26 protein-coding genes and 2 tRNA genes are annotated in these 21,994 nt (G+C 39.0%); 26 read left to right on the top strand and 2 right to left on the bottom strand.

The window, feature by feature from the left end:
- Window positions 1–8: 8 nt before the first annotated feature.
- The 15 genes from atpA (at window position 9) to M2919_RS00165 (ending at window position 12,421) form a co-directional block, all read left to right on the top strand.
- Window positions 9–1,547 (top strand): F0F1 ATP synthase subunit alpha, encoded by a 1,539-nt coding sequence (gene atpA / locus M2919_RS00095; RefSeq protein ID WP_126763365.1) that lies wholly within the window; start codon window positions 9–11, stop codon window positions 1,545–1,547.
- A 16-nt stretch (window positions 1,548–1,563) separates the two neighbouring features.
- Window positions 1,564–2,490: a F0F1 ATP synthase subunit gamma gene (locus M2919_RS00100; RefSeq protein WP_222318496.1), complete on the top strand. Its 927-nt coding sequence runs from the start codon at window positions 1,564–1,566 to the stop codon at window positions 2,488–2,490.
- A gap of 18 nt (window positions 2,491–2,508) precedes the next feature.
- Complete coding sequence (atpD, locus tag M2919_RS00105) at window positions 2,509–3,912, top strand: F0F1 ATP synthase subunit beta (protein WP_126763360.1); 1,404 nt, start codon at window positions 2,509–2,511, stop codon at window positions 3,910–3,912.
- A gap of 14 nt (window positions 3,913–3,926) precedes the next feature.
- On the top strand, window positions 3,927–4,337 hold the full coding sequence (locus M2919_RS00110; protein WP_023605716.1) for a F0F1 ATP synthase subunit epsilon: 411 nt from the start codon (window positions 3,927–3,929) through the stop codon (window positions 4,335–4,337).
- Window positions 4,338–4,416: 79 nt separating this feature from the next.
- Entirely contained in the window at window positions 4,417–4,650 is a 234-nt protein-coding gene (locus M2919_RS00115; RefSeq protein WP_126763358.1) for a DUF1146 family protein, read from the top strand.
- 84 nt (window positions 4,651–4,734) lie between these two features.
- The gene (gene murA, locus M2919_RS00120) at window positions 4,735–6,051 is read left to right on the top strand and encodes a UDP-N-acetylglucosamine 1-carboxyvinyltransferase (protein WP_248848807.1); all 1,317 of its coding nucleotides are present in this window, start codon (window positions 4,735–4,737) and stop codon (window positions 6,049–6,051) included.
- 16 nt (window positions 6,052–6,067) lie between these two features.
- Window positions 6,068–6,247 carry a DNA-directed RNA polymerase subunit beta gene (locus M2919_RS00125; RefSeq protein ID WP_023605713.1) on the top strand — a complete coding sequence of 60 codons (180 nt, stop codon included), beginning with the start codon at window positions 6,068–6,070 and terminating at the stop codon, window positions 6,245–6,247.
- A 60-nt stretch (window positions 6,248–6,307) separates the two neighbouring features.
- Complete coding sequence (gene yidD / locus M2919_RS00130) at window positions 6,308–6,592, top strand: membrane protein insertion efficiency factor YidD (RefSeq protein ID WP_248848808.1); 285 nt, start codon at window positions 6,308–6,310, stop codon at window positions 6,590–6,592.
- A complete protein-coding gene (locus tag M2919_RS00135) occupies window positions 6,582–7,034 on the top strand; it encodes a GNAT family N-acetyltransferase (RefSeq protein ID WP_248849511.1) in 453 nt (150 codons plus the stop codon). The genes yidD and M2919_RS00135 overlap by 11 nt, the downstream gene beginning before the upstream one ends.
- Before the next feature lie 131 nt (window positions 7,035–7,165).
- Window positions 7,166–8,347 (top strand): ABC transporter substrate-binding protein, encoded by a 1,182-nt coding sequence (locus M2919_RS00140; protein WP_248848809.1) that lies wholly within the window; start codon window positions 7,166–7,168, stop codon window positions 8,345–8,347.
- Window positions 8,348–8,411: 64 nt separating this feature from the next.
- On the top strand, window positions 8,412–9,305 hold the full coding sequence (locus M2919_RS00145) for a branched-chain amino acid ABC transporter permease (RefSeq protein WP_248848810.1): 894 nt from the start codon (window positions 8,412–8,414) through the stop codon (window positions 9,303–9,305).
- A gap of 4 nt (window positions 9,306–9,309) precedes the next feature.
- On the top strand, window positions 9,310–10,302 hold the full coding sequence (locus M2919_RS00150; RefSeq protein WP_248848811.1) for a branched-chain amino acid ABC transporter permease: 993 nt from the start codon (window positions 9,310–9,312) through the stop codon (window positions 10,300–10,302).
- Window positions 10,299–11,072 (top strand): ABC transporter ATP-binding protein, encoded by a 774-nt coding sequence (locus M2919_RS00155; protein WP_248848812.1) that lies wholly within the window; start codon window positions 10,299–10,301, stop codon window positions 11,070–11,072. The genes M2919_RS00150 and M2919_RS00155 overlap by 4 nt, the downstream gene beginning before the upstream one ends.
- Before the next feature lies 1 nt (window position 11,073).
- Window positions 11,074–11,793 carry an ABC transporter ATP-binding protein gene (locus M2919_RS00160; protein ID WP_023605706.1) on the top strand — a complete coding sequence of 240 codons (720 nt, stop codon included), beginning with the start codon at window positions 11,074–11,076 and terminating at the stop codon, window positions 11,791–11,793.
- A complete protein-coding gene (locus tag M2919_RS00165) occupies window positions 11,783–12,421 on the top strand; it encodes a CBS and ACT domain-containing protein (RefSeq protein ID WP_248848813.1) in 639 nt (212 codons plus the stop codon). The genes M2919_RS00160 and M2919_RS00165 overlap by 11 nt, the downstream gene beginning before the upstream one ends.
- Before the next feature lie 34 nt (window positions 12,422–12,455).
- Here M2919_RS00165 and M2919_RS00170 read toward each other — a convergent pair whose 3' ends face one another.
- The gene (locus M2919_RS00170; protein WP_126763338.1) at window positions 12,456–13,373 is read right to left on the bottom strand and encodes an AEC family transporter; all 918 of its coding nucleotides are present in this window, start codon (window positions 13,371–13,373) and stop codon (window positions 12,456–12,458) included.
- A 120-nt stretch (window positions 13,374–13,493) separates the two neighbouring features.
- Here M2919_RS00170 and M2919_RS00175 point away from each other — a divergent pair, with 120 nt between their 5' ends.
- From M2919_RS00175 to M2919_RS00210, 8 genes are all read left to right on the top strand, one after another.
- On the top strand, window positions 13,494–13,724 hold the full coding sequence (locus M2919_RS00175) for a DUF2969 domain-containing protein (protein ID WP_023605703.1): 231 nt from the start codon (window positions 13,494–13,496) through the stop codon (window positions 13,722–13,724).
- 76 nt (window positions 13,725–13,800) lie between these two features.
- Window positions 13,801–13,881, top strand: a tRNA-Tyr gene (locus M2919_RS00180).
- Between the two features lie 6 nt (window positions 13,882–13,887).
- Window positions 13,888–13,959, top strand: a tRNA-Gln gene (locus M2919_RS00185).
- 72 nt (window positions 13,960–14,031) lie between these two features.
- The gene (locus M2919_RS00190) at window positions 14,032–14,223 is read left to right on the top strand and encodes a hypothetical protein (protein ID WP_126763336.1); all 192 of its coding nucleotides are present in this window, start codon (window positions 14,032–14,034) and stop codon (window positions 14,221–14,223) included.
- A gap of 106 nt (window positions 14,224–14,329) precedes the next feature.
- A complete protein-coding gene (gene hprK, locus M2919_RS00195) occupies window positions 14,330–15,265 on the top strand; it encodes an HPr(Ser) kinase/phosphatase (RefSeq protein ID WP_126763334.1) in 936 nt (311 codons plus the stop codon).
- 15 nt (window positions 15,266–15,280) lie between these two features.
- A complete protein-coding gene (lgt, locus tag M2919_RS00200) occupies window positions 15,281–16,096 on the top strand; it encodes a prolipoprotein diacylglyceryl transferase (protein ID WP_248849513.1) in 816 nt (271 codons plus the stop codon).
- Window positions 16,096–16,734 (top strand): pyrophosphatase PpaX, encoded by a 639-nt coding sequence (gene ppaX / locus M2919_RS00205; protein WP_248848814.1) that lies wholly within the window; start codon window positions 16,096–16,098, stop codon window positions 16,732–16,734. Before lgt ends, ppaX begins: the two co-directional genes overlap by 1 nt.
- Before the next feature lie 15 nt (window positions 16,735–16,749).
- Window positions 16,750–17,760, top strand: a complete 1,011-nt coding sequence (locus M2919_RS00210) for an NAD(P)H-dependent glycerol-3-phosphate dehydrogenase (protein WP_248848815.1) — start codon at window positions 16,750–16,752, stop codon at window positions 17,758–17,760.
- Between the two features lie 333 nt (window positions 17,761–18,093).
- On the opposite strand, the gene lexA is transcribed toward M2919_RS00210, so the two are convergent.
- Window positions 18,094–18,714, bottom strand: a complete 621-nt coding sequence (gene lexA, locus M2919_RS00215) for a transcriptional repressor LexA (RefSeq protein ID WP_371871972.1) — start codon at window positions 18,712–18,714, stop codon at window positions 18,094–18,096.
- Window positions 18,715–18,852: 138 nt separating this feature from the next.
- On the opposite strand from lexA, the gene M2919_RS00220 reads away from it, so the two are divergent.
- The 3 genes from M2919_RS00220 to lepB all read left to right on the top strand — a co-directional run bounded on the left by M2919_RS00220 (window position 18,853) and on the right by lepB (window position 21,939).
- A complete protein-coding gene (locus tag M2919_RS00220) occupies window positions 18,853–19,101 on the top strand; it encodes a DUF896 family protein (protein WP_248848817.1) in 249 nt (82 codons plus the stop codon).
- An 84-nt stretch (window positions 19,102–19,185) separates the two neighbouring features.
- Complete coding sequence (gene tkt, locus M2919_RS00225; protein WP_248848818.1) at window positions 19,186–21,183, top strand: transketolase; 1,998 nt, start codon at window positions 19,186–19,188, stop codon at window positions 21,181–21,183.
- A 147-nt stretch (window positions 21,184–21,330) separates the two neighbouring features.
- Window positions 21,331–21,939: a signal peptidase I gene (gene lepB, locus M2919_RS00230; RefSeq protein WP_248848821.1), complete on the top strand. Its 609-nt coding sequence runs from the start codon at window positions 21,331–21,333 to the stop codon at window positions 21,937–21,939.
- Window positions 21,940–21,994 lie beyond the last annotated feature (55 nt).

Consider the following 21,994-nt stretch of genomic DNA (forward strand, 5'->3'; position numbering starts at 1 on the left):
GAAAGCAATTGAGCACGAAAGCTAAAGAAATAAGTGCCCTAATTAAACAACAAATTGCGAACTATTCAGACGCCTTACAAGTAGAAGAAGTCGGTGTTGTCACGTATGTTGGGGACGGAATCGCTAGAGCGTATGGGCTAGAAAACGCCATGTCCGGAGAACTACTAGAGTTTGCTAATGGCTCATACGGAATGGCACAAAACTTAGAAGAACAAGATGTCGGTATTATTGTTTTAGGTGAGTTTGAAACCATTCGAGAAGGCGATCAAGTAAAACGTACAGGGCGCATTATGGAAGTTCCTGTCGGGGAAGAATTAATTGGTCGTGTCGTGAATCCGTTAGGTGTACCAGTCGATGGCGAAGGGGACATTTTGACGAAAAAAACACGTCCTATTGAAGCGGCTGCACCAGGTGTTATGGCACGTCAATCTGTATCTGAGCCGTTACAAACCGGTTTAAAAGCAATTGACGCCTTAGTGCCGATCGGTCGCGGACAACGTGAATTAGTTATTGGAGACCGTAAGACAGGTAAGACAACTATCGCAATTGATACGATTATTAATCAAAAAAATGAAGACATGATTTGTATTTATGTTGCGATTGGTCAAAAAGAATCAACCGTTCGTTCTCATGTTGAAACATTGAGAAAACATGGTGCAATGGATTATACGATTGTTGTGACTGCTAGTGCGTCACAACCTGCTCCTTTACTTTACTTGGCACCATACGCAGGAGCAGCGATGGGTGAAGAATTTATGTATAACGGCAAGCATGTGTTGATTGTTTATGATGATTTGTCAAAACAAGCGGCTGCTTATCGTGAAATTTCTTTACTATTAAGACGCCCGCCAGGTCGTGAAGCTTATCCAGGAGATGTTTTCTACTTACATTCACGTTTACTTGAACGTGCTGCAAAATTAAGTGACGAGTTGGGTGGAGGGTCGATGACGGCTTTACCGTTCGTTGAAACACAGGCAGGAGATATTTCTGCTTATATTCCAACAAACGTTATTTCCATTACTGACGGACAGATTTATCTCCAAAGTGACTTATTCTACTCAGGGGTACGCCCAGCGGTTGATGCTGGTTTGTCTGTATCACGTGTTGGTGGTTCAGCCCAAACGAAAGCTATGAAGAAAGTAGCAGGGACGTTACGTCTTGATTTAGCGAGCTATCGTGAGTTAGAAGCCTTTACGCAATTTGGTTCTGACCTTGATGCAGCAACACAAGCAAAATTAAGTCGTGGACGTCGTACAGTAGAAATTCTAAAACAACCAATACATCAACCATTATCTATGGCACAACAGGTCGTTATCTTATATGCATTAACGCATGGATTTATTGATGATATCCCTGTTCCAGATGTTTTAAGATTTGAACGAGAATTATTTGAGTTTATCGAAAATACACATCCCGACCTTTTCTTAAGTATTCAACGTACGAAAGAATTACCTGAGCAAGAAGAGATTGAGAGTGTCTTAAATGAATTTAAAGAGTTATTCTCAGTAACTCAAGACAATCAAACGACCACACAACAAGAATCGTAAAGGATGGTGATCTTGTATGGCTGAATCATTGATTGAAATAAAGCGAAAAATGACGTCAACGAAAAAGACAAGTCATATTACGAGCGCCATGCAAATGGTGTCAGGAGCAAAATTAAATCGCTCTGAATCTGCATCGAAAAATTACCAACTTTATGCTAAAAAAGTACGTGAAGTGGTCACACATCTTGCAGCTTCTCAGTTAAAGTCCATTGATCCTGATATGGAAGCAGATTCTTTTGACGAAGAAATTACAGATGAAGAAGCTTATCATGTGATGCTTCAAACACGTCCTGTAAAACGCACAGGCTATATTGTCATTACTTCTGATAAAGGACTAGCAGGTGGTTATAACAGTTCGATTATTAAACAGACGATTCAGATGTTACAAAATGACCATAAAAGTCATGATGAGTACGTCTTAATGACAATTGGTCGAACAGGAACAGAGTTTTTTAAAAAACGTGGTGCGCCTATTGCCTATGAACAAATTGGGTTGAGTGATCAACCGGTATACGATGAGATTCGTTCGATTATTCATACAGCAATTGAGATGTACCAAGAGAATGTTTATGATGAATTATACGTGTGCTATAACCATCATATCAACTCTCTTTCATCACAATATCGTGCAGAAAAAATGCTGCCTATTACAGACCTTGATGCCGCAGAAGCGAAATCTTATGAACAAGAGTATATCTTGGAACCTTCTGAAGAAGCTATCTTGGATCAGTTATTGCCACAATATGCTGCGAGTTTAATTTACGGTGCCATTTTAGATGCGAAAACAGCGGAACATGCTGCACGTATGACAGCTATGAAAAGTGCCACTGATAATGCGTCTAATATTATAGATGAGTTAACACTCAAATATAACCATGCACGTCAAGCAGCTATAACACAGGAAATAACAGAAATCGTAGGTGGAGCGGCAGCATTAGAGTAATGACGGGAGGAAAATAGAGTGAATTCTGGTAAAATAGTACAAGTTATCGGTCCCGTTGTCGATGTGGAGTTTCCAGTAGATCAAGCATTACCTGATATTAATAATGCCTTAGTTGTTTATAAAACAGATTCTAAGCAAAAAGTTATCTTAGAGGTAGCTTTAGAATTAGGAGATGGCGTCATTCGTTCCATCGCAATGGAATCAACAGACGGTTTACAACGCGGCATGGAAGTGCTTGATACAGGTGCCCCGATTTCGGTACCAGTGGGGAAAGAAACACTAGGACGTGTATTCAACGTGCTAGGTGAAACAATTGATAAAGATGCCCCATTTGAAGAAGATGTCGAAAAAAGTAGTATTCATAAAAAAGCACCAACCTTTGACCAATTAGCAACCACTAACCAAATATTGGAAACAGGGATTAAAGTTATTGACCTGTTAGCCCCTTATTTACGAGGCGGTAAAGTTGGTTTGTTCGGAGGAGCTGGTGTAGGTAAAACAGTTTTAATTCAAGAGTTAATCAATAATATTGCGCAAGAACATGGTGGTATTTCTGTGTTTACCGGTGTTGGAGAACGTACACGTGAAGGTAACGACTTATACTATGAAATGAAAGAGTCAGGTGTTATCGAGAAAACAGCCATGGTATTTGGTCAGATGAATGAGCCACCAGGCGCACGTATGCGTGTGGCTTTAACAGGCTTAACTATCGCTGAATATTTCCGTGATGTAGAAGGTCAAGACGTACTACTCTTTATTGATAATATTTTCCGTTTTACACAAGCGGGATCTGAAGTATCAGCTCTTTTAGGACGTATGCCATCAGCTGTAGGATATCAACCAACGCTAGCGACCGAGATGGGACAATTACAAGAGCGTATTACGTCTACACAAAAAGGATCTATTACATCAATTCAAGCTGTTTATGTGCCAGCGGATGACTATACCGACCCGGCACCAGCGACAGCATTCGCTCACTTAGATGCGACAACTAACTTAGAACGTCGTTTAACTGAGATGGGTATTTACCCTGCGGTTGACCCATTAGCGTCGACTTCAAGTGCATTGGAGCCAGAAATCGTAGGCGAAGAGCACTACAAAGTAGCGACTGAAGTGCAATTTATTTTACAACGCTATCGTGAGTTGCAAGATATCATTGCTATCTTGGGGATGGATGAGTTGTCCGAGGAAGAGAAAGTGTTAGTAGGACGTGCACGTCGTGTTCAGTTCTTCTTATCACAAAACTTCCACGTTGCAGAACAATTTACCGGACAACCTGGTTCATATGTTCCAGTCAAAGAAACTGTTCGTGGATTTAAAGAAATCTTAGCAGGAAAATATGACGATTTACCTGAAGAAGCTTTCCGTAGTGTCGGAAGTATCGAAGAGGTCGTTGAAAAAGCGAACCAATTAGGTTATTAGAATAGAGGGATTCTATGACAAAATTACATGTGCAAATAGTGACCCCGCAAGGCATGGTTTACGAATCTGATGCAGATTTTGTCGTGGGTAGATCTGCTGATGGTGATATTGGAATATTACCAAATCATTTACCTATCATTGTTCCTCTAGAAATTGATAAATTTCGTGTGAAACGTGATGATAAAAATGAAGATGTCATAGCGGTAAATGGCGGTGTAATGGAAGTTCGTGACAATCAAGTTAGCATATTAGCCAACAGTGCTGAATTGCCAAGTGAGATTGATATCGAACGAGCTGAACGTGCTAAGTCACGGGCAGAAGGACATTTACAACGTGCTAAAGAAACGCATAATGTTGACAGTCAGCGACGCGCAGAAGTAGCATTAAGTCGTGCCTTGAACCGAATTAATGTTTCTAAAAGATAAAGAAAGAGCCATGGCTCTTTCTTTTTTTTGTTATGATGATGTGATAAAATGTAAGAAGCAATGAGAAAAGAGGCTAGTTATGCAAGTATATGGTTTTGAAGCGTTAATTCGCGTTATTAGTCATTTTAGTTTTGTTTATTTAGCATTTTGGTCACTACAAGCTATTCGCTATGAACAGTGGTTTAAACAGACAAATGTGACGAAAATCAGATTAATCTTGACGTTAGTAGCGATTGCGATTGGCTATACTGCAAGTTCGTTTTTTTTAGAGACGATGAAGTTAATGGCTAATTTTTTACTTCTCTTTTTCTAAAAAGAGTGAAACATTATTCTTTTATAATGAGAGAAATGTGTTATACTTAATCGAGTTTGACGAATAATTTTTGGAGGGAACACAATGGAACATATCATTGTTCAAGGAGGTCGCCAGTTAAATGGCTCTGTTATTATTGAAGGAGCTAAAAATGCGGTCTTACCTATCTTAGGTGCGGCGATGTTAGCTGAAGAAGGTAAAACGATTTTACACAATGTGCCGATTTTATCGGACGTGTTTATGATGAATGAAGTGATTAAACATTTAAATACACAGGTAACATTTGATTTAGAAACGAATACGGTAGAAATCGATGCAACGGAGACGTTGGAAACTGAAGCGCCTTATGAGTATGTAAGCCAAATGCGTGCGTCGATTGTCGTCATGGGGCCATTATTAGCTCGTTCAGGACACGCTAGAGTAGCGATGCCGGGTGGTTGTGCTATTGGCAAGCGTCCAATTGACCTACATCTTAAAGGTTTTGAAGCACTAGGTGCCGAGATTAAACAGGAAGATGGGTATATTGAAGCAACAGCACCAAATGGTTTAAAAGGTGCTAGAATTTATCTTGATTTCCCAAGTGTTGGAGCAACGCAAAATATTATGATGGCTGCGGTTAAAGCGAAAGGCACGACAACGATTGAAAACGTGGCGCGTGAACCAGAGATTGTTGACTTGGCGAACATTTTAAATAAAATGGGAGCACAGGTTATCGGTGCTGGAACGGAAACGATTAAGATTGAAGGGGTTGAACATCTTCATGGTGTAACACACCGCATTGTTCAAGACCGTATTGAAGCGGGAACGTTTATGGTAGCAGCTGCGATGACTCAAGGAAATATCTTGATTGAAGAAGCGATTGTTGAGCACAATCGTCCATTGATTTCTAAATTACGTGAGATGGGTGTTCAAATCACTGAGGAATCAGAAGGTATTCGTGTAATTGGACCGGCTAAATTGAAATCAACGGACATTAAGACGTTACCACACCCTGGTTTCCCAACCGATATGCAAGCTCAGATGAGTGCTTTACAAGTTATTGCGGAGGGAACGAGCGTGGTGACTGAAACGGTTTTTGAAAATCGATTCCAGCATTTACTTGAAATGGAACGTATGGGAGCGAAATTCCGTCTGGATAGTAATATTGCGTATATTGATTGTGTCGAAGAATTATCTGGAGCTGAGGTGGCAGCGACTGATTTACGTGCAGCAGCAGCACTTGTTTTGGCTGGGTTAGTGGCAACTGGTCGGACACAAGTCAATCAATTAAAATATTTAGACCGTGGTTACTATCAATTCCATAAAAAATTGCAAAAGCTAGGCGCGAAGATTGAACGCTATGATCATGAAGGAAATGTCGTAGAAGACACAGTTAGTCAGCTTTCATCACTTCAACTCTAGGAAGAAGGTGCAAGATATGACGGATAGTACGAAACATATTTTAAGACAATTAATAAAAGTAGCCGTGTTTATTTTGCTTATCTTGCTCTTATTTTTGGTTGGATTAGTGATAGGCTATGGGATTATTGGAGATGGAAAGCCTCTAGATGTATTAAAATCTGGTACATGGGAGCATATTTTCCAATTCTTTAAATAGTTAAGTTAACGCTAAGTCATTCATGGCTTAGCGTTTTTAAAGTAGAAGGTGAGAAAATAGATGAAGAACATCTTGTTAAAACTAGTCCGTTTTTATCAGAAGCATATTTCGGTCGCACGTGGTCGCACGTGTCGTTATCATCCGACATGTTCACAATATATGGCGGACTCTTTAACGTATCATGGTGCATTGAAAGGACTCATAATGGGAACCGCTCGCATCTTGCGGTGTCATCCGTTTGTAAAGGGAGGCATTGATTATGTGCCGTTAAAGTTTACATTGCGTCGAAACCCTAATGAAACGTATCCTGGTCCCTACGAGCGTGATAAACGTGATGAAGGTTAGAGCGGCTCGTCAGACTGACGCGCTATGGGAGTTACTATTAGATGCTGACCCAGATATAGAAAAAGTGAAGGCGTACCTCGATTCAGGGGAGGTATATGTTGCAACAGAAAAAAATGAGATTTTAGGTGTCATTGTTATCGAATTAATAGGTAAGGATATTGTGGAAGTAAAAAATCTTGCAGTTAATAAGTTATATCGTAGAAGAGGGGTGGCTTCTCATTTACTTACCTCTATTAAAAATAAAGTGAAGCAAGAAACACCTGATTGTATGATTTATGTCAAAACGGCTAATACCTCTTATCCTGCTTTAGCACTTTACGAGCGTCAGGGCTTTGTTTTGTCAGATATCGTGGAGAATTATTTTCTAACGCATTATGAAGAGCCTATATTTGAAAATGGGCAGCAAGCGACGGACCAATATATTTTAATTTATCAGTCATAGCAAAGTTGAATCACTTTGCTATTTTTATTTGTCTGAATTGTCTGAAAATTCTTGACAATGGTAAAATAGTTCGCTATATTATGATTTATCTATTAAATGAGAAAAAGATGAGAAATACGGAGGGGTTTTTAATGAAAAAATGGATGAAACTTGGATTGGCGTTTGCAAGCGTCGCACTACTGACGGGATGTACCTCAGCAAATTCTGGGAGTCAGGCAAAAAATGAGAAACAAGCGACTAATAGTGACACGGTAAAAGTCGGTTTAAACTACGAGTTATCGGGAGCTGTTTCGGCCTATGCGCAGCAACAAAAAGATGCGTTGGAAATGGCGAAAGATGAAATCAACGAAGCAGGAGGTATTTTAGGGAAAAAAGTTGAGTTTGTCATTAAAGATAATAAATCAGAAACAGCAGAGGCAGCATCTGTAGCGGCAAGTTTAGCCAATGAAAAAGATTTAGTGGCGGTGATTGGGCCAGCGACATCTGGTGCTTTTAAAGCAACTATTCCCAATATGAAAAAAGCTGGAATTCCTGCCATTACTCCGTCTGGAACGGATGATAGTATTACTAAGGATAAAAATGGCGTCTATGAAAATATCTTTAGAACGTGTTTCCAAGATTCTTTTCAAGGGGTTATCTTGGCTCAATATGCTAGTCATAATTTAAAAGCAAATCGAGCGTTGATTATCGGTGATAATTCAAGCGACTATGCAAAAGGGTTAACAAAATCATTTAAAGAAACCTTTGAAGGAGAGGTCGTGGGTGAAGAGAACTTTGTGGCAAAAGAGAAAGATTTTAAAGCAATGTTAACAAAAGTTAAAAATAAAGAGTTTGATTTTATCTATCTTCCTGGCTATTACGAAGAAGCCGGTGCCATTATCAAACAAGCGCGCGAAATGGGAATTGAACAGCCAATTTTAGGAGCTGACGGTTTCTCAGATCCTAAATTAGTGGATATTGCCGGAAAAGATAATGTGACGAATGTTTTCTATACATCACATTTCTCGGAAACAGCACCCGCAACAGACAAAGTCAGTGATTTTGTAGCAAACTTTAAGAAACGTTATGATTTAACCCCAAGTTCTTTCAATGCACTTGGCTATGATTCTCTATATCTGTTGAAAGATGCGATTGAACGTGCGGATAGTACAGATCACGCTGCGGTTGAAAAAGCTTTAAGTGAAACAAAAGATTTTGTAGGGGTAACAGGCGTTATGTCGATTGATGAAAATCATAACCCAGAAAAAGCAGCAGTTGTCATTGGTTTAGAAAAAGGACAAGAAGCCAGTGCAGAAGTTGTCGAACCTAAATAAAGCTTTTAGAAGGATAAGCCAGGGGCTTTCGCTCCTGGTTTAATAGATTGGAAGGGATAGAAAGATGGAAAACGTATTGCAACAAATTGTGAATGGTCTATCGCTTGGAAGTATCTATGCTTTGATTGCGCTAGGCTATACCATGGTATACGGGATTATAAAATTAATTAATTTTGCTCATGGTGAGATTTATATGGTGGGCGCGTTTATTGGCTATTATTTGATTCAATATTGGCAGTTTCCCTTCTTTTTAGCACTGATTGTCGCCATGATTGGTAGTGCCATTTTAGGTGTTTTAATAGAGTTTTTAGCTTATCGTCCTTTACGAAAAGCGCCGCGCATTGCTTCTTTAATTACAGCACTAGGCGTTTCTTTTTTCATTCAAAATGTGATGAAGTTAAAAGTATTTGGCGGACCTGATACGCGTGCTTTTCCCCAAGTAATTGCACAAAAAACTTATCAGTTTGGTGGTATTTCGATTTCTAATATTCAAGTTTTTATTTTGTTAACAGCTTGTCTATTGATGATTGCGTTACAAGTAATTGTAAAATATACGCGAATGGGCAAAGCTATGCGTGCGGTTAGTGTAGACCCCGATGCAGCTCAGTTAATGGGGATTAATGTCAACCAGACGATATCCTTTACTTTTATTTTAGGGTCTTCATTGGCTGCTGCTGCGGGTGTGTTGATAGGGCTTTATTATAATAGTATCGACCCGATGATGGGGGTAACACCCGGATTAAAAGCGTTCGTCGCAGCCGTTTTCGGTGGAATTGGTATTATACCAGGTGCTGCTATTGGTGGATTTGCCATAGGTTTATTAGAAACTTTTGTCAGTGCATCGTCTATCGACGGTTTGTCAGCGTATAAAGATGCAATTGTGTATTTTGTTTTAATTTTAGTCTTGCTGATGAAACCGGCAGGGTTACTAGGTAAAAATGTGAAAGAGAAGGTGTAGCAATATGAAATCAACTAAGCGATTAAGTATCATTTGGTTTGTATTGATTGTATTGGGATATGGGATTATTTTTGCTTTACGTCAATCAATGTTTATGAGTGATATGGTGATTGATTCTCTTTCAATGATTGGTATCAATATCATTTTAGCTGTGAGTTTGAACTTGATTATTGGATTTTCAGGTCAATTCTCACTAGGTCATGCAGGGTTTATGGCGATAGGTGCTTATACAACAGCTATTTTTACGATGCATTACCCTACTTATCTTGGTTTTCTTTTAAGTATCGTGTTAGGTGCGATGATTACGGCACTGTTAGCTTTGTTAGTAGGACTTCCAACATTACGCTTAAAAGGAGATTATCTAGCCATCGCAACGCTCGGGATTGCTGAAATTATTCGCATTGTGATTGTGAACGGTCAGGATGATCCAAGTGAACATCTTTTTGCAACAGGAGGAGCAGCTGGGATTTTTGGCGTGGTGAACTATGCGAATTGGGAAGTCATTTATATTTTGATGGTGCTTAGTATTTTAATTATCAGTCACTTTATTCATAGTGATTTAGGTCGGATGATGTTAGCCGTACGAGAAGATGAAATTGCTGCAGAATCGATTGGGATTCAACCAACTTCGATTAAAGTGTTAGCCTTTGTCATTGGTGCCACAATCGCCAGTGTCGCGGGTTCTTTACATGCGAGTTATGTGCAAACAATCGTTCCGAATGATTTTGGCTTTATGAAGTCGATAGATATTCTCATCATTGTGGTTTTTGGTGGAATTGGTAGTTTAACGGGTAGCATTGTTGCAGGCGTACTGCTAGGTATTTTAAATCACTTTTTGAGAAATGTATCAGGTGTCAGTGACTACCGCATGATTATCTATTCTCTTGCGTTAATCTTGATGATGCTATATAAACCAAGTGGCTTGATGGGAGAAAAAGAATTTTCCTTAAAACGTTTGCTAAAAAGAAACATGAATAAGAAGGAGGCATCACTATGACACTGTTAGAGGTCAATCAATTAACGAAACACTTTGGCGGTTTGACGGCAGTCTCAAATGTTTCCTTAAATGTAGAAGAAGGTGAACTTCTAGGGATAATTGGCCCCAATGGCGCTGGGAAAACAACTTTGTTTAATTTGATTACAGGCGTTTATCCGCCGTCTGAAGGCACAATTACGTTTCAAGTAGATGATCAACCAAGTGTTATTTCTGGTTTATCGCCGGCTAAGGTATCTGATAAAGGAATCGGACGGACGTTTCAAAATATTCGTCTTTTTTCGCAGATGACGGTATTAGAAAATGTCATGGCAGGCTTTTATGCTAAAAGTCGAGCTGGTTTTTTTGAAAGTTTATTACGTTTGCCAAGTTATTATCGTAAGTTACGTCAACATGAAGCAGATGCACTTGAATTGCTCTCGCTATTTCATTTAGAAGAGAAAGCTAACTATAAAGCGAGTCAGCTCTCATATGGGGACCAACGTCGACTAGAGATAGTTAGGGCTTTAGCGACAAAACCTCGTATCTTATTTTTGGATGAACCGGCTGCGGGGATGAATCCAAAAGAAACCGAAGCCTTGACAGAATTAATTTATCAGATAAAAACCGAGTTTCAACTAAGTGTTGTTTTAATCGAACATGATATGTCCCTTGTGATGCGCATTTGTGAGCGTCTATATGTATTAGAGTACGGTCAGCTAATTGCCTCTGGCACGCCAAAAGAAATTCAAACGAATCCGCGTGTGATTGAAGCGTATCTGGGAGGGGAATAGGATGTTAGAAGTGAAAGATTTAAGAGTTAATTATGGCGTTATTGAAAGTTTGCATGGAATTAATCTGACGATTAATCAAGGGGAAATTGTATCTTTAGTCGGGGCTAACGGTGCTGGAAAAACTAGCTTACTGCGTGCCATTTCAGGATTAAAAGAAACAAGTGGCGGCGACATTATTTTTGAACAGGAAGTGATAACGTCACTTCCCGCACAAAAAATTGTTAAAAAAGGTTTATCACAAGTACCTGAAGGTCGTCATGTTTTCGCAGGGTTAACTGTGAAAGAAAATCTACAATTAGGTGCCTTTTTACAAAAAAACCAACAAAAAAATAAAGAACTAATCGGGGAAATTTTCGAGCGTTTTCCCATTTTAAAAGAACGGCAACATCAAGATGCCGCGACTTTATCTGGTGGTGAGCAGCAAATGTTAGCGATGGGGCGAGCATTAATGTCGCAACCGAAATTATTATTATTAGATGAGCCTTCCATGGGCTTAGCGCCACTGTTTATTAAAGAGATTTTTAATATCATTCAGGAGATTAATCAACTCGGCACGACTGTTTTATTAGTAGAACAAAATGCCAAAATGGCGCTTTCGATTGCTGACCGAGCCTATGTTTTAGAAACAGGAAATATTGTTTTAGAAGGAAATGGTCAAGAGTTGTTAGAGAGTGAAGAAGTGAAAAAAGCGTATTTAGGAGGGTCGTCAAATGCTGGTTAAATATTTTATGTCAGATGACTTGGTGACTGTTTCACCAGAAACGACAGTAAGTGAAAGTATCGAATTGATGAAGCGTCATGCTATTCATCGTTTGCCAGTTGTGTCCAATGATCAATTAGTTGGACTTTTAACAGAAGGGACTATTCAAGCAGCTTTACCGTCTAAAGCGACCAGTTTAAGTGTCTATGAAGTGAATTACTTACTGACAAAAACACGAATAAAAGATGTCATGATTAAACAAGTTACAACAATCTCTGGTGAGAGTTTAATTGAAGAAGCTATTCTAAAAATGCGGCAAGAGCATATTGGCGTCTTACCTGTTTGTGATGACCATCGTCTTGTTGGAATTTTGACGACCAGTGATGTTTTTGATAGTTATTTAGATATGACAGGATTTTTACAAAAGGGAGTGCGAATGGTCATTCGTGTGAATGAAGATCATCAAGGAGTTTTAGCAGAAATCACCAATCTGTTAGCAAAACATCACGTTAATATTGTTCAAGTTGTCGTTTATCGTGAAACGGGTAAACCGGAAATTGTTTTTCAATTATCTGATATTTCTAAAGAAGAAGTCATGAGTGTGTTCCATCATAGTCGGTTTGAAATCCATCAATTAATAGAAACTTAAAAAGCTTTATCTCTTTTAGAGATAAAGCTTTTTTTTAAGTGGCAATGAGCAACATAATGAAGGTCATACAGATTAAGCTGATTAAGATACTAGCTGATGAAATAAAGCCAGTTGACTCCTCATCAATGCCTATTTTAACACTGTTGACAACAGAAAATGTAGGGATAGGTGCGAAACTTAAAACGGTTAAGACGACACGCACGAGTTGATTTTGGATAGGGATAACGAAAAAGAAGAGCGCGGCTAACATGGCTGAAAATAAATAGCGCCATCCGAGTATTTTAATAATTAATGCGTGTGCTTTATCAGGGAGTGAGAGTTCGAGATAAAGCCCAATCATAAAGAGAGATAAAAAACCATTCGCTTTGGCAACGAGTTCAATAGTTGGCATGATAGCAAATGGGAGTTGTTTATTCATCACTCTTAAACTTAGCATCATGAGATAGGTTACAAAGGGGACAGAAGAAAGTAGTGTGCGAGTTAAATTTTCTATGCGAAATGCAGCGTCTTTTCGCAAACCAAATTTTTGGACGAGCAACATCGTGATACCACCAAGCATGATAGAATTTCCGACGTCAAACATAAACAGGTAAGGTACCGCTTGCGGTAAAAAACCTTGAATAAATGGCAGTGTAAAGTTACCAACGTTATACCCCGTAATCGAAAACATAAAAAACGAGCGTTCTAATGTAGAGTGGTCACGCCATAGATAACTCGCGATTATCAGAAGAACAGTGTTCATCATCATAGCCGTAACCATTAAAAAGATAAACTCAGTTGTCACGTGCACGTTTTGTAATCCAACCATAATCGCAGCTGGTAGAGTAATCGTCATAATAATTCTTGATAAAATCGTACCGTCTTCCTTTTTGAAAAGTCCTTTTCTTTTCAAAAAATAACCTAGTAAAATAATCATAAATAAACCAACAGCTTGAAATAAAATTGCTCCCATAGGAAACTCCTTTTTTTACTTCCATTATCCCTTAAATTTATCGGATTGCAAGGTTAGGAGTTAACAATCTAGTAAATTTATGGTATGGTATCTAAAGAAATGCCCAAAAGGAGTAATGACATGGCTAAGAATAAAGATATCGAAGTAACGATTAATGAAAAGCAAGTGCAAACAGCTGGCGAGACACATATTCATCATGAATTAATGATTGGTAAAAAAGTGATAGGGACGATTGAAGAGCAAGGAAATCAAAAGTTTGTAGCTGTCATTAATGACCAAGAAAGTTTTCCAGTTAAGAGTTTTGATGAAGGATATGAAGTAGTCATTCGTCATTGGAATTTGTTTCAATAAAAAAACAAAAAAGGTCTTGCATTTTTTTTAGAAATTCAGTATGATATAAAAGTCGAGTTTATTACTTGATTTTTTTGGAGGGGTAGCGAAGTGGCTAAACGCGGCGGACTGTAAATCCGCTCCTTCGGGTTCGGCAGTTCGAATCTGCCCCCCTCCATATTATTGGGCTATAGCCAAGCGGTAAGGCAACGGACTTTGACTCCGTCATTCGTTGGTTCGAATCCAGCTAGCCCAGTTTGTCAAGACTACTTTTTTATAAAAGTAGTCTTTTCTTTTTATAATAAGTGAAAAGAAGGGAAGAGAAGAGATGGACATTCAACAAGTCAAACGTAATATTTATCGTCAGTATGTGAATTTAAAAAAAGGTTATGAAGAAATTGTCAAGCCCGAGTTATTAAATCAAGAAGCGAGCGAAATGTCATCTGTAACTTCATATGATGAAGACAGCTATGAATTAACGACGCAACAACGCATTAAATGGCGTTCAAAAGGTTATTAAAAAAGAATCAGTTGTAAACTGATTCTTTTTTTTGTGTCCTTATCATAGCTAAAGCGCTCTTATAATGATAAAATAAAGAAGATTATGGATGGAAGGAAGAAAGCATATGAATGAATTTGTAACAGTTCAGGAACTTGTGAATGAACTTCAATTAGATATTATCGCGGGAGAAGCATTTCTCGAAAATAGAATTTTAACAAGTGATATTTCAAGACCAGGATTAGAATTAACAGGTTACTTTAACTACTATCCTTATGACCGTATTCAATTATTTGGTCGTAAGGAAGCGACGTTCTCGGAAAAAATGACGGCGGATGAACGTTTATTAGTGATGAGAAAGATTTGTCATAAGGAAACGCCAGCCGTGGTTTTTGCGCGCGGCATTAAACCACCAAGTGAAATGATTCAAGCAGCAGAAGAAAATGGTATTCCACTATTGATATCGGATTTAACCACTTCTCGCATCTCAGGAGTGATGTCAAACTTCTTAGAAAGTAAGCTAGCAAAACGTACGTCTATCCATGGTGTTTTGATGGAAATATATGGTCTAGGTGTTTTAATCCAAGGGGATAGTGGTATTGGGAAAAGTGAAACAGGTCTTGAGTTGATTAAAAAAGGGCACCGTTTAGTCGCGGACGATCGCGTCGACGTTTATCAACAAGATGAGCGAACGGTTATTGGTGAACCAGCACGGATATTGGAAAACCTTATTGAAATTCGAGGTATCGGTATTATTGATATTATGAATTTATTTGGTGCCAGTGCGGTGCGTAACAACGTGGAAATCCAGTTAGTCGTTAATTTAGAACATTGGACGCAAGATAAGAAGTTTGATCGATTAGGTGGTGCGGATGAATCTGTTCAAATTGCGAATGTCGACATTCCGAAAATATCGATTCCAGTCAAAACAGGACGTAACGTGGCGATTATTGTAGAAGTAGCGGCCATGAATTTTCGTGCGAAGCGTATGGGCTTTGATGCTACGAAAACATTCGAGGCGAATTTGTCTGCACTTATCGAAGAAAATTCAAAACAAGGATAGAAGGAGAATTATATGATTTTAGCACAGGTCGATCCCATCGCTTTTAAGCTATTTGGGATTCCCATTCATTGGTACGCGTTAATTATCGTATCGGGTATTGTATTAGGTGTTTGGATGGCGAGTCGTGAAGCCGTTCGAGTAGGATTTGAAGAAGATGATATCATTGACTTTATGTTATGGGCACTGCCAATGTCTATTATTGGTGCGCGTCTGTACTACGTTATATTTGAGTGGCGAACGTATATCGAGCATCCCTTACAAATTTTTAATATTCGTAATGGAGGGCTTGCCATATATGGCGGCTTAATTGCAGGGGGCATTGTTGTTTACTTATTTACGCAACATCGTTATTACTCTTTTTGGAAGTTTTTAGATGTGGCCGCTCCCAGTGTGATTATTGCACAGGCGATTGGTAGATGGGGTAACTTTATGAACCATGAGGCGTATGGGCCAGAGACAAGCCGTCAGTTTCTAGAAAGTCTGCATTTACCGAACTTTATTATTGAAAATATGTATATTGATGGAGCGTTTCATCATCCTACTTTCTTGTATGAAAGTATTTGGAATGTGATTGGTTTTGCTGTGATATTGTATCTACGTAGCAAAAAAGATTTATTTAGACAAGGAGAAATTTTCTTGACGTATGTCTTATGGTATTCGTTTGGACGATTCTTTATCGAAGGGATGCGAACAGACAGTTTGTATCTGTTTAATGCGATTCGAGTTTCACAATTACTCTCAGCTGTTTTATTTGTGACCGCATTAATTTTATTTGTCTATCGTCGTAAAAAAGTTATGCCGCCGTTATACAATAAGCGAGGTGTACGTTAATGTCTTTTCAAACAGTTTTATTTGATTTTGATGGCACACTAGCAGATACGAATGATTTGATTAGTGATTCTTACTTGTATGTGTTAGACCATTATTTTCCGGGATGCTATTCTAAAAAGGATGTTATTTCATTTAATGGTCCACCACTCTATGACGTGTTTCATCAGTTATATCCAGAAAAAGCGACAGAGATGGTCGCGATGTACCGTGAGTTTAATTTAGCGCAACACGACGCTTATATCCGTTTGTTTCCGGGTGTTGAACAAGGGTTAATCCGTTTAAAAGAAGCGGGTAAAAATATTGGAGTGGTATCAACAAAGCAAAATAAGACGCTTTATCGTGGCCTTAACCGCTTAGGTATCGAAAAATATTTTGATGTGGTATTGGGTGGCGATGATTATGAGCGCGCTAAGCCACATCCTGAACCCGTGTTAATAGGAATCGAACGATTAAAGGGTGAGTTTACGAGTACGGTTATGATTGGGGACAATTGGCAAGATATCGCTTCAGCCAATCAAGCAGGGGTTACAAGTATGTTTGTTTCTTGGTCGGAGAAAAAAGTAAGCGACCTTTCCCCACACGAGCCAGATATTGTCGTAAAAGATATGAAGGATTTAGTACAAACGATTATCAATTAAGGAGTGAAGGATGATATGGGACAAAAAATTGCGGTGTTAGGAACAGGATCGTGGGGATTAGCTTTAGGGAAAACACTCGTGGAAAACGGCCACCAAGTTGTAATGTGGGGGAGAGATTCAGAGCAAGTAAGCGAAATCCAAACAGCTCATACAAACAAACGTTATTTACCAGACATTGTGTTTCCAGAAGCTTTACAAGCTACAACGGATATGAAAGAAGCGATTGCCGATGCCGATGCAGTACTGTTTGTTGTTCCTACTTACGCGATGCGAGATGTCGCTCGTCAATTTGATAAGCTTGTTGAGCATCAACCCATGATTATACATGCGAGTAAAGGGATTGAACAAGATACACACTTGCGTATTTCAGAAATTTTAGCGGAAGAAATTGCATTAGAGCATCGTCAAGCAATCGTCGTATTATCTGGTCCAAGTCATGCGGAAGAATTAGCTGTGCGTGATATTACAACGATTACTGCTGCTTGCGAGGACATCAAAGCAGCAGAATATGTCCAAAAATTATTTATGAATCAATATTTTAGAATTTATACAAATACCGATGTCATCGGTGTTGAAACAGGAGCGGCATTGAAAAATATTATTGCTCTAGGTTCAGGTGCTATTCATGGGTTAGGGTTTGGTGATAACGCAAAAGCCGCGATAATGACACGTGGATTAGCAGAAATTACACGCTTAGGTGTTGCGATGGGGGCTGATCCCTTAACTTTTATCGGACTTAGTGGTTTTGGAGACTTAGTTGTAACATGTACTAGTGTTCATTCTCGTAACTGGCGAACGGGTAATTTACTTGGAAAAGGGAAAAAACTAGATGATATTTTAGAAAGTATGGGGATGATTGTAGAGGGGGTCGCCACTACCAAATCAGCGTATGAGTTATCTGAAACGCTAAACGTTGAGATGCCGATTACTGAAACTATTTACGCCGTACTTTATCAAGATAAAGATGTAAAAGAAGCCATTCAAGATATTATGATTCGCGACCGTAAAAGTGAAAAAGAGTTTTAAAAAAAACAGCCAATTGGCTGTTTTTTTATATGGAACGATGATTTCCAAAATCATTTTGATAAGACTCTTTTTTTTCGGTAGGTCTGGTAGGATCTGTCATCCCATATTAAAAGCCACAAGATGACAAGCGGCGCAGAGATGGCTACGATAGCCTTTAAACCTAGTGACCCTATATACATTCCAATCAACAAAATGACCATCAATAAACCTAATCTTCTTACACTCGTCATATTGACCACTCCTATACAGAACGTTTGTTCCCTTATTTATATTTCTATTATACAAACATTTGTTCTCTTTGTAAAGAAAAAAATACTCGCGCTTTGCGAGCATTTAAAACTGACTCCGATATAAGCCAACAACGACACCTAAAATCGTTACATTTGAAAGAATAATAGGCTCGTATTGATCGTTTTCTGGTTGTAAACGGAAATGCTGATGTTCTTTGTAAAACCTCTTACAGGTTGCTTCGTTTTCATCAGTCATGGCGATGACAATTTCTCCATTGTTTGCGGTGGCTTGCTGTTTAACAATGACATAATCGCCATCTAATATCCCAGCCTGTATCATACTATCTCCTTTGATTGTCAACATGAATAAAGGAGAGTCGTAATGTTTGACGTCAGGTGGAATAGGGAAGAAGTCTTGTGCTTCTTCTATAGCTAAAATAGGTTCACCTGCTGTAACAGTCCCAAGCATTGGTATAACATCTGACTGGATTCCTAGTAAATGAAGAGCCGTTTTTGTAATTTCAATTGCACGTGGTTTTGCAGGGTCGCGTTGAATCAGTCCTTTTTTTTCTAGACGTGATAGATGACCGTGTACAGTAGAAGTGGACGAAAGTGAAACAGCTTCCCCTATTTCTCTGACTGTAGGTGGATAGCCTCTTTTTTCTACTTCTTCATAGATGTAGCGTAAAATCTCTAATTGTCGATTTTCTTTTTTGCCCATAATGCTCCCCCTAGGTTAATTCCTTATTAAATAAAGTGTACCATATAATAGTTGAGTTATCAAACGTTTGTTCGTATTCTTTTTTCATTGTTTTTTAGGCTATTATTCGTTAAGATAAGAGTGATATGGAGGAGATATAAAATGTTATCAAAAGAAAAATTAGCTAGAATTAATGCGTTAGCCAATAAATCAAAAAAAGAGCCGTTAACAGAAGCGGAAAAGAAAGAACAAAAAGCACTTAGAGAAGAATACTTAGAAAAATTTAGAGGGGGCATGCGTCATCATATTGAAGGGATGAAAGTGGTCGATCAAGAAGGGACTGACGTGACACCTGAGAAGTTAAAAGCTATTCAAAAAGAGAAAAAACTACATAATAGACATAAAGAATAAAACGATATCAGTTGCTTTTTTTTACTAATCAGAGTACAATTCATTAATAAAGGTAAAAAAAACCTAAAACAAGGGGATGAGCGTGTGTTTGATAAAATTGATGAATTAGGTGTGAATACACTCCGAACATTGAGTATGGATATGATTCAGAAAGCAAATTCTGGACATCCGGGATTACCGTTAGGTGCAGCACCAATGGCGTATGCGTTATGGACGAAACATTTAAAGGTTAACCCTAAAACATCTCGTGAGTGGTTAGACCGTGACCGTTTTATTTTATCAGCTGGACATGGGTCAGCATTGCAATATAGCTTGTTGCATTTAGCAGGATATGATGTGACGACAGAAGATTTGAAAGCGTTCCGTCAATGGGAAAGTCGTACACCTGGACATCCAGAAGTCCATCATACAGATGGTGTTGAAGCGACAACAGGGCCTTTGGGTCAAGGGATTGCGATGAGTGTTGGTTTTGCTATGGCAGAAGCGCATTTAGCAGCAACGTACAATCGTCCTGATCATGATATTATCGACCACTATACATATGCGTTATGTGGAGATGGCGATTTAATGGAAGGTATCTCACAAGAAGCGATGAGTTTAGCAGGTCATTTAAAATTAAATAAATTAATCGTGCTGTACGATTCAAATGATATCTCACTAGATGGTGATTTAGATCGTTCTTTCTCAGAAGATGTTAAAGGTCGTGTTGAAGCAACAGGTTGGCACCATATCTTAGTAGAAGACGGTAATGACTTACAAGCTATTTCAGATGCGATTGAAGCGGCGAAAGCTGAAACTGAAAAACCAACCATGATTGAAATTAAAACAGTTATTGGATTTGGCGCACCAAACGCTGGTACCAATAAGGTACACGGGGCCCCATTAGGAGCAGAAGGTATCGCAGCCGCTAAAGCAGCCTATGGTTGGGAATATGAAACTTTTGAAGTGCCTGCTGACGTGACGACACGCTTTAAAGAAGCGATGATTGACCGCGGAGAGGAAATGGAAAAAGATTGGCAAGCACGCTTTGATGCTTACGCTGAAGCTTATCCTGAATTAGCGAAACAGTTGCAAGACGCTTTTGAAAATAAATTACCAGAAAACTGGGCAAGTGAAATGCCTGTTTATAATGTATCTGATGATGCGAAAGCGAGTCGTGTGACAAGTAGCGAAATGATTCAAGCTCTTTCTAAAACAGTTCCTACGCTTTGGGGAGGGTCGGCCGATTTATCTTCATCTAACAACACCATGATGAAAGATGAAAAAGACTTTGAACCGGGACAATATGAAGGGCGTAACATTTGGTTTGGTGTGCGTGAGTTTGCAATGGCAGCAGCGATGAACGGGATTGCTTTACATGGTGGGACTCGCGTATATGGCGGAACTTTCTTCGTCTTTGTCGACTACTTACGTCCAGCAGTCAGACTAGCAGCGATTCAATCAGCACCTGTCACATATGTATTAACACATGATTCTATTGCTGTTGGAGAAGATGGGCCAACACACGAGCCTATCGAACAGCTTTCTAGTTTACGTGGTATGCCAAACTTAAACGTTGTCCGTCCAGCAGATGGAAACGAAGTTCGTGCAGCTTGGCAAGTAGCAATGCGTTCTAATGATCGCCCGACAGTGCTTGCTCTAACACGTCAAAACTTACCTGTTTTAGAAGGAACTGATACATTAGCTGAAGAAGGCGTTGCAAAAGGTGCATATGTTTTATCTCCAGCAAAAGGTGAAACACCAGAAGGTATTTTAATCGCAACAGGTTCAGAAGTAGCATTAGCTGTGGCAGCTCAAAAAGAATTACAAGCACAAGGTCACGATGTTTCCGTCGTTTCAATGCCAAGTATGAATCTTTTTGAAGAACAATCAGAAGACTACCGCGAAAGTGTCTTACCTAAAGCTGTTACAAAACGTGTAGCAATCGAAATGGGTGCAACATTTGGTTGGGAACGTTTCGTTGGCTTTGAAGGAAAAGTAATGGGAATTGACCGTTTTGGTGCAAGTGCGCCTGGTAATACTGTTATTGAAGAGTATGGATTTACTACTGAAAATGTCGTAGCAAATTACTTAAGTATCTAAGAAACGTTTAACGAAACCTTATGATAACGAGCAAGTTTAGTCTTATCTTGAAAGATAAGCTAAGCTTGCTTTTTTTATGACCCATTTAATGATAAAATAGAAGATGAGTAAACGGTGAGGCATTTATCACCGGATAGGAGAGTGACTATGAGCGCGAAGGAATGGGTAAAAGAAATTATATGGTTTTTGGGATTATTAGCTATCATGCTAATCGTGAAAAAATATATCATGTTTCCTGTGGCAGTATCAGGACATTCGATGGATCCAACTTTACAAGATAGGGAACGAATTATGGCCGTGAAACTATCAAAAATCGAGCGGTTTGATATTGTCACATTCCCGGCACCAGATAAGCCTGGAGATAACTATGTTAAGCGAATTATCGGCATGCCAGGAGATACGGTTGCCTATGATAATGATAAGCTTTTGATTAATGGAAAAGAAGTAGCTGAACCATACTTGGATGAGTATAAGCAGTCGCTTGCTGAAGGAGAAGTCTTTACCACGTTGGATACTTACTTGTTAGACAAACCAATCACCCCGACGAAAGATGATCGTTGGGTAACCTCTTTTGAATTAACGGATTTAAATGGAATAAATGAAGCCGTCATTCCAGAAGGTAAAGTTTTAGTATTAGGGGACAATCGTCCAGTTTCTAAAGACGGTCGCTACATTGGCTTAATCGATACGAAAGATATTTCAGGCGAGTTGAAGTTTAGTTTTTGGCCGCTAAGTAAGTTTGGTATGATAAAATAAGAGAGCTGGAACATCTCGATGTTCCAGTTTTTTCACATTAAAAGGAGTTGAAGTG

Origin of the sequence: Vagococcus lutrae, assembly GCF_023299185.1 — a bacterium.
Classification (GTDB): domain Bacteria; phylum Bacillota; class Bacilli; order Lactobacillales; family Vagococcaceae; genus Vagococcus_A; species Vagococcus_A lutrae.